The organism is Sphaerisporangium album (assembly GCF_003323745.1).
Classification (GTDB): Bacteria; Actinomycetota; Actinomycetes; order Streptosporangiales; family Streptosporangiaceae; genus Sphaerisporangium; species Sphaerisporangium album.
In genome coordinates this window covers 256,346-267,727 of record NZ_QOIL01000015.1, presented here as the reverse complement: position 1 = coordinate 267,727, position 11,382 = coordinate 256,346, and the positions used below count along the sequence as shown (strand labels likewise).

Below are 11,382 nucleotides of genomic sequence, written 5' to 3'. Positions count from 1 at the left end.
ACGCGCGAACGCCCAGTTGAAGGCCTGGCGCATCCTGCGAAAGCTCCGCTGCTGCCCACTTCGCGCAGGTCAGATCGTCAAAGCAATCCTCGTCCTACAACTCCGGGAAGCCCGCTGAAATAGGCTCACTGAACAGGCGCGGGCTTTCGCGGCCGATGACCGTTATTGGAGGGTTCGGTGACCATCCGGGACCAGCTCGACCGGCGCGCCTTCCTGCGCGTCTCCGCCCTCGCCGCGGCCGCCGCGGCGGGCGCCTGCGGAGGTCCCACCCCGCCCGGCCACACCGCCACCGCCTCGGGCGGGACGACCCGAACCCCGTCCGGGACCGCGGCGGCCAGCGGCACGGCGACCGGCACGGCGACCGGCACGGCCGCCGCCGGGGCGCGGACCGCCCCCGGTCCGTCCGACTGGAAGGCCCTCGGCCGGGGCCTGGCCGGGAAGCTGATCCGGCCGGGCGACGCGTCCTACGACGCCGCCCGCCGCCTCTACAACCCGTCCTTCGACGCCGTGCGGCCGAGCGCCGTCGCCTACTGCGCCAACCCCTCCGACGTCGCCGAGTGCCTGGCCTTCGCCCGGCGGATGCGCGTCCCGCTGACCTCCCGCTCGGGCGGCCACAGCTACGCGGGGTGGTCGACCGGCACCGGTCTGGTCATCGACGTCTCGCGCATGAACACGGTGCGGGCCACGGCGGGACGCGCCGTCGTGGGCGCGGGCGCGCAGCTCGTGGACGTCTACGACCGGCTGGCCGCGCACGGCGTGAGCATCCCGGCGGGGTCGTGCCCGACGGTCGGCATCGCGGGCCTCACGCTCGGCGGCGGCCTCGGCGTGGTGTGCAGGAAGTACGGTCTCACCTGCGACGCGCTGGAATCGTTGCAGATCGTCACGGCCGACGGCCGGCTACGGACGTGCGACGCGAACCACGACGCCGACCTGTACTGGGCCTCGCGCGGCGGCGGGGGCGGCAACTTCGGCGTCGCGGTGTCCTTCACCTTCCGCGCCCACGCCGCGCGCGACGTCACCGTCTTCTACCTGAGCTGGCCGTGGTCGCGCGCCCGCAAGGTCGTGACCGCCTGGCAGGCGTGGGCTCCGTCCGCGCCGGACGCGATCTGGTCCACCCTGCACCTCAGCCACGACCCCACCCTCGACGTGCAACTGGCCGGGGTCCACGTCGGCTCGCGCGGCGAGTGCGAGCGGCTGCTCGAACCGTTCACCGCCGCGGCCGGGGCCCCGTCCGGGCGCGCGGTCCGGCAGGCGCCGTACCTGCGGGCGATGATGGAGATGGGTGGCTGCGCCTCGCGGACGGTGTCGCAGTGCCACCGCCAGGGCGACCTGCCGGGGCGCACGCCGAACGGCCTCTTCCCGCGCGACTCGTTCAGCGCCAAGTCGCACCTGGCGTACCGACCGCTGTCGGCGGCGGGCGTCAAGGCGCTGGTCGACCAGATCGCCGCCGGGGGACGCCACGCCGTGCTGCTGGACGCCCTCGGCGGTGCCGTCGGACGGCCGCGGCCGGACGCGACGGCCTTCCCCCACCGGCAGGCGCTGTTCAGCGTGCAGTACTACGCGCACATGACAGGGGCGGCGGCCTGGCTGCGGGCCGCGCGCACCGCCATGGAGCCGCACTTCGGCCCCCACGCGTACGTCAACTACATCGACCCGGAGCTGAAGGGCTGGCGTCAGGCGTACTACGGCGCCAACGCCGGCCGCCTGGCCCAGGTCAAGGCGGCCTACGACCCGGACCGGCTGTTCCGCTTCCCCCAGGCCGTCTGACCGGCCCGCGCGCCCTCGGGCGTCCCCGCCGCGTGCGACCGACGGGGGCGCCCGAGATCACCTTCAGGGCTGTCGGAGCATTCTGGGCTGTCGGAGCATTCAGGGCTGTCGGAGCATTCAGGGGGGTCAGGGCAGGAAGTGCTTCAGCACCTCGGGGTTGGCCATGGCGCCCGCGTTGGCGGCCTGCTCCACCGGCGTGCCGAGCAGGATCCTGCGGACGGGCACCTCCAGCTTCTTGCCGCTCAGCGTGCGCGGAATGCCCGGAACCTCACGGATCTCGTTCGGGACGTGACGCGGGGACAGCTCGCTCCTGAGCGCGTCCTTCAGCTTGGCCGCGAGCTCGTCGGTGAGCGTCTCGCCGGGGGCCATGGTCACGTACAGCAGCAGGCGGCCCTCCTGCCCGAGCTGCCCGGTGTCGATCACCAGGCTGTCCTCGATCTGCGGGAACCGCTCGACGACGCGGTAGAACTCGCTCGTCCCCATGCGGACGCCGCCGCGGTTGAGCGTGGAGTCGGACCTGCCGTAGATCACGCAGCCGCCGTCGGGGAGGATCTTGATCCAGTCGCCGTGCCGCCACACGCCCGGGTAGTCGGCGTAGTAGCTCTCGCGGTACCGCTCGCCGTCGGGGTCGTTCCAGAACATGACCGGCATGGACGGCATGGGCTTGGTGATCACCAGCTCGCCCACCTCGCCGATCACCGAACGCCCCTCCGGGTCGTAGGACTCCACCGAGGCGCCGAGGCAGCGGCACGGGATCACGCCCGCCCGCACGGGCAGCACCGGCACCGCGCCCACGAACCCCGTGCAGACGTCCGTGCCGCCGGAGAACGACCCGAGCTGCACGTCGGGCAGCACGTCGTACAGCCAGGCGAAGCCCTCGGGCGGCAGCGGCGAGCCGGTGGAGCCGACGCCGCGCAGCCGGGACAGTCCGGTGGGACGCAGCTCGGCGCGCATGGAGGCGATGATGTACGGCGCGCCGGTGCCGAAGTAGGTGACGCCCTCCTCCTCGGCCAGCCGCCACAGCGCGTCGGGGCCGGGGTGCGTGGCCGCGCCGTCGTACAGCACGATGGTCGCGCCCACGAGCAGGCCCCCGACCAGGTAGTTCCACATCATCCAGCCGGTCGTGGTGTACCAGAGGAACACGTCGCCCTCACCGATGTCCTGGTGGAAGGTGAGCGACTTGAGGTGCTCCAGGACGATGCCGCCGTGCCCGTGGACGATCGGCTTGGGGAGGCCGGTGGTGCCCGAGGAGTACACCACCCAGAGCGGGTGGGCGAACGGCACCGGCTCGAACTCCAGCGGCCCGGCCTCGGCGCACAGCCGGTCCCACGACTCGACCGGCGGCCCGTCCCAGGACCCGGCGCCCTCGCCGTCCCCGCCCGCGGCGGGTGCGCCAACCGCGCCCGCTGCACCGGCTCCTGCACCGGCTCCTGCACCGGCTCCTGTTCCGATCAGGACGGTCGCGGCCAGGCTCGGCAGCTTGGCGGCGATGTCAGCGACGACGGACGAGCGGTCGAAGCGGCGGCCGTTGTAGGTGTAGCCGTCGACGGCGATCAGGACCTTCGGGGTGATCTGCGTGAAGCGGTCGGTGACGCTGGAGGCGCCGAAGTCGGGCGAGCAGGAGGACCAGATCGCGCCCAGGCTGGCCGTCGCGAGGAAGGCGATCAGCGCCTCGGCGGTGTTCGGCAGGTAGGCCGCCACGCGGTCGCCGCGCCCCACGCCGAGCCGCGCGAGCCCCGTCCGGGCCCGGGCGACCCGCTCGGCCAGCTCGCCGTACGTGAGCACCCGCCGGGCGCCGGTCTCGTCCCGGGCGATCACCGCGCGCCGGGCGGGGTCGCCGCGCAGCGCGTTGCGCGCGTAGTTCAGGGTCGATCCCGCGAACCATTCCGCATGCTGAATCGTCCCACTGATGACGGGCCCGTCACCACGTTCGCCTTCGACCGAGAAATAGTCCCAGACCGACGTCCAGAACTCCTCGGGAGACTCAACGGACCAGCGCCACAGCCGCTCGTAATCCTGCCCGGAGCGCCCCAGCCACGCGGCGAACCGGGTGATCCTCGCGTCCCGGACCACCTCCGGGGACGGCTCCCAAAGCAGTACACCTTCCTCAACCATGGCCCCATCCTGCCCCCGCCCCCAGGCCCGCGCCATCCCGGACGCCCACACATCGGGGCGGCGCGCCCCTTGGCGTCCGAGCCATGATGTCCTGTCGCGAGGGTGACGGAGGCACTGCAACCGCCCCGTGTCAGCCCGACTGTGCGGACCACCAAGGGAAGCAGCCGGCGTCCGTCCGTCAGGGTGGTCAGCCCGCCTTGCGGTCCATCGGGGTGGTCAGGCGGGCCACGGCGGCGACCACCTCGGAGGGGTTCGTCAGGTCTTCGAGGACTATGTTCGCCCCGGCCTCCCGGAGTTCGGTCGCGGTCGAGCGGCCGGAGGCTACGGCGATCATGGACGCGCCGGCGATGCGTGCGGTCTGGACGTCCCTCGTCGAGTCGCCGATGAGGACGGTGTTGGAGCCGTCGCAGGTGAAGCCGTACATCCGCTTGACCCGGCCCTGCGCGACCTGCAGCAGGGTGGCCTTGGGGTACACCTCCTCGCCGTAGCCACCGACCTCGAAGTCGACGAACGCGTCCAGACCGAAGGCCCTCAGCTTGTGGATGGCGTTGCTCTTGATCGTGCCGGTGAGGACGGACTGGACGACGCCCTCCAGCCGGGACACGGCCTTGAGTGCCTCCTTGGCGCCCGGCATGACGCGGCCGTCCTTGTCCAGACGCCTGCGCCGGCCGGAGAAGGCTCCCGCGAGCGCGTCGATGAACTTCGGCAGGTGCTCGTCGCTCGTGACGATGCCGTTGATCGCGAGGGTCTCAAAGATGATCTCCGAGTCGGCGCGGCCCATCGCGGGTGCGAGCTTCACCAACGGGCGCCCGGTGACCTGCCGGAACGCGTCCGCGTATGCCTCACGGGTGACGATGGTCACGTCGACCAGCGTGAGGTCGACATTCCACAGCACGAGACGGTTAATGGGGGGCCTCCGAACGCGCGAAAGGTGTGCGCTCAGGGTACGACGACCACAGCCGTCCCGGGTCCACCCGATGCCGAACTCGTCATGCCCACCAACCCATCCCGGCCTTCCACACAACCAGGCCCGCACTCGCGACGCCCGGTGAGCCGGTCCCCGGCCGGCGAACCCGCGAGACGCTCCAGAGAGCGGCCGGGCAGGGGCACCGGCGATACACACGGCACACCACGTCGCGGGCTCGGCGCGTCCGGGCGGAGGGGGAAGAGGTGGGCTACCCGGCGTAGTCCAGGACGTGGCTGAGGGATTCCACGATCGGGAAGCCGGAGGCGGTCAGGTCGGCGCGGCTGGTCATGCCGCCGGTGTAGAGGACCGCCGTGGCGCCGACGTGCTGGGCGGCGTGGGCGTCGTCCAGGCTGTCGCCGACCACGAGGATGTCGGCCGGGTCCATGCGCAGGGCGGCGATGTGCGCCACCATGTGCTCCGCCTTGCCGCCGCCGGGAGACGTGGCGCTGCCCAGGCCGTCGATGCGGGCGAAGAACTCGTCGATGCCGAGCTCGGCGGCCTTGGCCACCAGCCGGTCGTGCGCCCACATGGACAGCAGCGACTGCGTGCGGCCGGAGTCGGTCCACGTGCGCAGGCAGCCCAGAGCGTCCTCGGCGAGGGCGCAGGTGAGCATCAGGCGGTGGTAGTGGTCGTGAAAGGCGGCGTCGAGCCGCTCCCACTCGCCCTCGTTCAGCGGGCGGCCGAGCATGCGCTCGTAGGCGACCCAGATCGGGCGGGTGTACGCGGCGCGGAAGCCGTCGGCGTCGAACGCGGCCAGGCCGTAGGGCCTGAACACCTCGTTGGTGGCCCCGACGACGGCATCGATGTCGTGAAAGAGCGTGCCGTTCCAGTCCCAGATTATGTGCTTCATATCAGAGTCAAGGATAAACCAAGCCCTCGGCGCCCTTCCTGCGGTTTTCCTGGTCGTAACGTGGTCTTCGGCGCGCAGATCTTCCGGATTCAGGGCGGCGTCCGCGTCGGCACGGGTCAGGCGAGCAGGTCGGGGATCTCCTGGGTGGCGTACCAGAGGAGTTCGTGCGCTTCGGCGCCGTCGACGTCGAACTGTGCGTCGCCGTCGCCGTTGTCGGCGGCGAAGACGGCCATCAGGGCGGCTTCGATGTCGGGGGCGGCCTGGGGGTCGTCGACGTGGACGGCCGCGACCTTGCCGAGGGGGACGGGGGCGGGGACACGCACGCGCGAGCGTTCTTCGAGGTCGACGCCGACCGTCACCGAGCCGTCCGGGACCTCGGCGGCGATCACCACGCGCCGGGCCGGGACGTCCACGCCGTCGGCGCGGTCGGCGGCGAGCATGCGCAGGGACGCCCGGGCGGCGTCGGTGAGGGCGACGTATTCGAGTTCCTCGGTGTCGCCCGAGACGTACCACTCGATCAGGGCCGGGGTGACGGCGTAGCCGGTCAGCGGGGCCGGACCGACCTCCCCGTCCGCGGCGGCCCGCGCGAGCGCCGGCAGCGTGCATGGCAGGTAGACGCGCATGCGTTCCTCAATCACGTTGTTCGCGAGTTTGCGATCTTGCGAGGTCTCGTACCGCATCCCGTGCCTGGCCGACTCGGGTGCGTGTAGCTCCACGACGCCGGAATCCGGCCCGGCAGGAACGCCGCCGATCACCAATGACCGATCACCTAAGAGTGTGCCAGCGGATCACCAGTGCACCGACCGATCAGCGCACTTCGGCGGCTGCCGTACGTCCGACCCACCACGACAATTGCGGCTACCACGGCGGGACCGGCCGGCCGCCCACGGATGTGGCAGCACCCCCGTATGTGACTCTGCGCGCGGAACCGGTGGGTCGGCACGGGTGCGGCCCATGGGGCGAGGTGCGACGTGCGGACGTCGCGGCCGGGGGTGGTGGCCGCGTCAGTCGAGTCTGAGTTTCAGGCGGCTGAGGGTTTCCAGGGTTGTGATGGTGGCGTCCGGGTCGCGGTGGTGTAAGCCGATCATGCCGAGGGCGCGGGCGGCGATGATGTTGGCCTCGATGTCGTCGATGAAGACGCAGTCCCCCGGGGACAGGCCCACCAGGCCGAGGGCGTGGTGGAAGATGCGCGGCTCGGGCTTGCGCATGCCGACCTCGCCCGAGATGACGACCGCGTCGAAGCAGACGTCCCACCCGTCCCTGAGGTAGTGGTCGCCCCAGGAGTTGGAGACGAGGCAGGTGGCGACCCCGGAGGCACGGGCGGCGCGCAGCATCTCGTACATCGGCTCGACCGGGCGGAAGCCCGCGAACATCCGCGCGAGCAGCCCCTCGGCGACCGGCGGCCCACCGTCCAGCGTGAGCAGCCGGGCGGCGAGGTCGCGCTCGAACGTCGCCGCGTCGACCTCCCCCCGCTCCAGCGCGTGGATGGGATTCTCGCCGTCGGCCCCGCCCTCGTACGCGTGGGCGACCAGGTCGCGCATCAGGTCGCGGTAGTGCGCCGCATCGATGCCGTCGGCGGTGAGCCACTCGGTGATCGCCTCGTGGAGGCCCGTGGTGAGGACCCCACCCCAGTCGATCAGCACACCTTTCACCACATCTGCTCCCTATGTCCAGCTCGGCCTTTCAGAGTAAGACGCGCCATGTCGCTAGCGGTCGTCCAGCCCCACCGGAAGCACTCCCTCGGGGGTCAGCGCGCCGCTCAGGGCCTTGGCGGCGGCCCTCAGCGAGGCGTCGCCGTCCGAGTAGACCGCGAGCGCGGTGTCGTAGCCGCGTAACCGCTTCAGCTCGTACGGCGCGCCCATGGACACCACGACGACCGTCTTGCCGGTGCCCGCCATGGCAGCGAGCAACTTGGTCTGGGCGGGCCCGGCGTCCTCGGTGGTGACGATCACGGTGTCGGCCCTGGCGGCGGCCGACCGGGCGCGCGCGATCTCGGACTCCGTCGGGGTGTCCCCTGTGGATGCGGCCGACGCGTCGTCCAGCATGCTCGCCAGGCGCTTGCCCGCCGGGCCCGTGACCAGCACGTCACCCTTCACGGGGAGCCCGTCGGCGCCCTTGACCGGCGTCACCGACCGGTCGGCGATGCCCTGGACGGTCTCGCGGTGCTTTTTGGAGCGCAGGACGCCGGCGGCGTTCTCCGCGTCGGCCGCAGGGGCGGACAGGATGCCGCGCGATTCCTTCAGCTCCAGCAGGCGGGTCACCGACCGGTCCAGGCGGTCGGCCGGGATGCGGCCGGACTTCACCGCGGCCAACACCGCCCCGTACGCCGCACGGAAATCGGGGGGCATGAGCAGCAGGTCCACCCCCGCGAGGATCGCCCGCACGGCGACCTCGGCGTCGCCGTACTTCTCGCGCACGGCGGCCATGTCGAGCGCGTCGGTGCACACCACGCCGTCATAGCCGATCTCGTCGCGCAGCAGGCCGGTGAGGATGGGCTTGGACAGCGTGGCCGGATCGCCCGAGGGGTCGAGCTCCGGCATCACGACGTGCGCGGACATGACGATGTCGACGCCGCGCCGCGCGGCCTCCTCGAACGGCGGCGCGTCCAGCTTCTGCCACTGCGACCGCGAGTGGCGGATCACCGGCAGGCCGGTGTGGCTGTCGGCCTTGGTGTCGCCGTGCCCGGGAAAGTGCTTGGCGGCCGCGCCGACCCCGGCGTCGTGGAAACCCTCCACTGCGGCGCCGACCATTTCGGCCACCCGCCCGGGATCGGAGCCGTACGACCGCGCCCCGATCACCGGGTTCGCGGGGTTGACGTTGACGTCGGCGACCGGCGCGAAGTCCACGTTGATGCCGACCGCGCGCAGCTCTTCGCCGGTCACCCGGGCGGCGGCGCGCGCGGAGGCCGGGTCGCGGGTCGCGCCGATGGCCATGCTGCCCGGCACGTCGGTGACCAGCGGGCTCAGCCGTGAGACGACGCCGTTCTCCTGGTCGGCGCCGATGATCAGGGGGATCTTCGACGCCTTCTGCAGGCCGTTGGTGAGCCCGACCACCTGCGGGACGTCCTCGACGTTGCCCGCCCACGGGAAGAGGATCACCCCGCCGGGGCGGTATCTCTCGACGACCTCGGCGGGGCTGCCGACGCCGAACCGGGCCTTGTTCTCGGCCCCGGCGCCGTTCGCGCGCGAGCCGTACAGGACGGGCATGAACAACTGCCCAACCTTGTCCTCGACGCTCATCGCGGCCAGCGCGGACGACACAGCCGGGCTCGGGGCCGCGCTCGAAGCCGGGGGCGCGTCCGGGGACGGGCTCGCGGGCGGGGTGCCGGCGGGCGACGAAGGAGGAGCGGTGGTGGAGGGCGGCGAGGACGCCTGCGGGCCGGCGCCGGCGCACGCGGCCGTCACCATCGCGATCACCAGGAGCGCAACCAGGCGCAGAGGTCCAGCCATGCCGTCAACCGTATCCGCGCCTTGACCTAACCGCTCCCGGCATTTGACCTACGAGCCCACATACCTCCGCCAATCACCAGTTCGCTCAGTGCGAACACGTGAGCGAATCGAGAGGGTCGGATCTGCCCGAACCTCGGGTCCGCGCGAAACGCCCGACAGCGAGCCGCGTGCCGTCAGACGGAGAGCTGGGCCAGGCCGGGGAGGTGGGCGCGGGCGGCGGCGCGGGCGTCTTCAGCGCTGCGGGCGGCGCGGGCGGCGGTGGCGGCGGCCTGGCACTGGGCGAGGGTGTGGCGGGCGAGGGCCGCGCGTGCCCAGGGCAGGGCGGGCGCGCCCATCGAGAGGGACGTCACCCCGAGGCCGGCCAGCACGCACGCCAGCGCCGGGTCCGAGCCCGCCTCCCCGCAGACTCCGCACGGCACGCCCGCCGAGGCCGCCATGGCGACCAGGTCGAGCAGGACGGGCTGCCAGGGGTCCTGGAACCGCGTGAGCCCCCCGACCTCACGGTCGGCGGCCAGGGTGTACTGGGCGAGGTCGTTGGTGCCGACCGAGAAGAAGTCCACGACCGAGGCCAGCTCGGCGGCCCGCAGCGCCGCGGCGGGGATCTCGATCATGACGCCCGCGGACGTGAGCCCGGCCTCCTCGCAGGCCCCGGCGAACCAGGCGGCCTCCTGCGCGTCCGCGACCATGGGGGCCATGACGTGCAGCCGCGCCGAGGTGCCCTCGGCGGCCCGGGCCAGGGCGCGCAACTGGCCCATCATGACGTCGGGGTAGGCCCGCAGGATGCGCAGCCCGCGCTCGCCGAGGGCCGGGTTGGGCTCGTGCCCCGGCGCGGGCAGGAAGCCCAGCGGCTTGTCGGCCCCCGCGTCCAGGACGCGCACGGTCACCGGAGCGCCCGGGAAGGCCGTCAGGACCTCCCGGTACGCGGCCATCTGCTCCTCTTCGGACGGCGCGTCCTCGCGGTCCAGGAACAGGAACTCGGTGCGGTAGAGCCCGACGCCCTCGGCGCCGTACCGCAGCGCGGCCCGCATGTCGCGCGGCCCGCCGATGTTGGCCAGCAGGGCGACGGGGCGCCCGTCGGACGTGGCGCCGGGGCCGCCGGAGGAGGCGGCGAGGATGGCCTCGCGCTCCTTGGCCACGTGGAGGGTCGCCGCGACCTCCTCCTCGGAGGGGACGAGGCCGACCATCCCGGTGGTGCCGTCGACCAGCACGTACGTGCCGTTGACGATCGTGCCCGCGCCCGCGCAGGCGACCACGGCGGGCACGCCCATGGCGCGGGCCAGGATCGCGGTGTGGCTGGTGGGGCCGCCCGCCTCGGTCACGAACGCGGCGACGATCTCGGGGGACAGCAGGGCGGTGTCGGCGGGCGCGAGGTCGCGGGCGACCAGCACGTACGGCTCGGACGGGTCGCCGGAGGGCAGGCCGGGCATGGGCACGCCGGTCAACTCAGCGATCACGCGGTCGCGGATGTCGTCCAGGTCCGTGACCCGCCCGCCGAGGTACCCGCCGATCTCGGACAGGACATCCCGATAACGCATGAAGGCCTCGTACACGGCGCGCTCGGCGGACGTCCCGGCGTCGATCAGCGCGGCCACGTCGGCGGAGAGCGCCGGATCCCGGGCGATCATGGCCTGCGTCGCGAGCACGTCCTGCGCGTCGCCGCCCACGGCCTCGCCCCTGGCCTCCAGCTCGACCGCGACCCGCTCGACGGCGGCCTCGGCCCGCGCCGTCTCCCCCACCGGGTCGTCGTCGTGCCGCGACCCGGCGGCGGGTTCCGGCACGGCGCCGCCCATGACGTACGCGGGCCCGTACCCGGCGCCGGGGCTGACCCCCGCTCCCGTCAGCCTTTCCATCACCCTGACCGCACTTTCAAGAACTCTCGGAAGAACCAGAAGACCGTCTTCGCCGGACGGTCGCAGCACACGGTCTCAGACACGGCCGGGCGCACCGACGGCGGGGTCTCAGGGGGCCGAGACGATGGCGACCAGCTCGTCCAGGAGCCGGTCGGCGCCCTCCCCCTCGGCGTGGATCACGATCGCCTCCCCATGCCGGACGTCGAGCGCCAAAATGGACAGGATGCTCTTGGCGCTCACCGGCGAGCCGCCCGGTTTGGCGACGGTGACGTCGATGGGGGCCTTGGCGGCGGTCTGCACGAACGTCGCGGCGGGCCGGGCGTGCAGCCCCACCTGCGACTCCACGATGACCTTGCGCTCGGGCACGATTCCTCCTTGGCGGGG

General features: G+C 72.6%; 9 protein-coding genes and 1 pseudogene. 2 read left to right on the top strand and 8 right to left on the bottom strand.

The window, feature by feature from the left end:
• A pseudogene (locus DQ384_RS26040) lies at window positions 1–118 on the top strand (IS5/IS1182 family transposase); the annotation flags it as partial.
• Between the two features lie 59 nt (window positions 119–177).
• Window positions 178–1,767: an FAD-binding oxidoreductase gene (locus DQ384_RS26035; RefSeq protein ID WP_220183129.1), complete on the top strand. Its 1,590-nt coding sequence runs from the start codon at window positions 178–180 to the stop codon at window positions 1,765–1,767.
• Between the two features lie 126 nt (window positions 1,768–1,893).
• On the opposite strand, the gene DQ384_RS26030 is transcribed toward DQ384_RS26035, so the two are convergent.
• From DQ384_RS26030 to DQ384_RS25995, 8 genes are all read right to left on the bottom strand, one after another.
• The gene (locus tag DQ384_RS26030; protein WP_114031493.1) at window positions 1,894–3,882 is read right to left on the bottom strand and encodes an acetoacetate--CoA ligase; all 1,989 of its coding nucleotides are present in this window, start codon (window positions 3,880–3,882) and stop codon (window positions 1,894–1,896) included.
• A 187-nt stretch (window positions 3,883–4,069) separates the two neighbouring features.
• Window positions 4,070–4,777: an HAD family hydrolase gene (locus tag DQ384_RS26025; protein WP_245966784.1), complete on the bottom strand. Its 708-nt coding sequence runs from the start codon at window positions 4,775–4,777 to the stop codon at window positions 4,070–4,072.
• A 280-nt stretch (window positions 4,778–5,057) separates the two neighbouring features.
• Complete coding sequence (locus tag DQ384_RS26020; RefSeq protein WP_114031492.1) at window positions 5,058–5,699, bottom strand: HAD family hydrolase; 642 nt, start codon at window positions 5,697–5,699, stop codon at window positions 5,058–5,060.
• A gap of 116 nt (window positions 5,700–5,815) precedes the next feature.
• Window positions 5,816–6,322, bottom strand: a complete 507-nt coding sequence (locus DQ384_RS26015) for a DUF6912 family protein (RefSeq protein ID WP_114031521.1) — start codon at window positions 6,320–6,322, stop codon at window positions 5,816–5,818.
• A gap of 381 nt (window positions 6,323–6,703) precedes the next feature.
• Complete coding sequence (locus DQ384_RS26010; RefSeq protein ID WP_114031491.1) at window positions 6,704–7,354, bottom strand: HAD family hydrolase; 651 nt, start codon at window positions 7,352–7,354, stop codon at window positions 6,704–6,706.
• Between the two features lie 51 nt (window positions 7,355–7,405).
• Window positions 7,406–9,148, bottom strand: coding sequence for a glycoside hydrolase family 3 protein (locus tag DQ384_RS26005; RefSeq protein WP_114031490.1), 1,743 nt, complete (start codon window positions 9,146–9,148; stop codon window positions 7,406–7,408).
• 173 nt (window positions 9,149–9,321) lie between these two features.
• Complete coding sequence (gene ptsP / locus DQ384_RS26000) at window positions 9,322–10,998, bottom strand: phosphoenolpyruvate--protein phosphotransferase (protein ID WP_114031489.1); 1,677 nt, start codon at window positions 10,996–10,998, stop codon at window positions 9,322–9,324.
• Window positions 10,999–11,106: 108 nt separating this feature from the next.
• Window positions 11,107–11,364 carry an HPr family phosphocarrier protein gene (locus tag DQ384_RS25995; RefSeq protein WP_114031488.1) on the bottom strand — a complete coding sequence of 86 codons (258 nt, stop codon included), beginning with the start codon at window positions 11,362–11,364 and terminating at the stop codon, window positions 11,107–11,109.
• Window positions 11,365–11,382 lie beyond the last annotated feature (18 nt).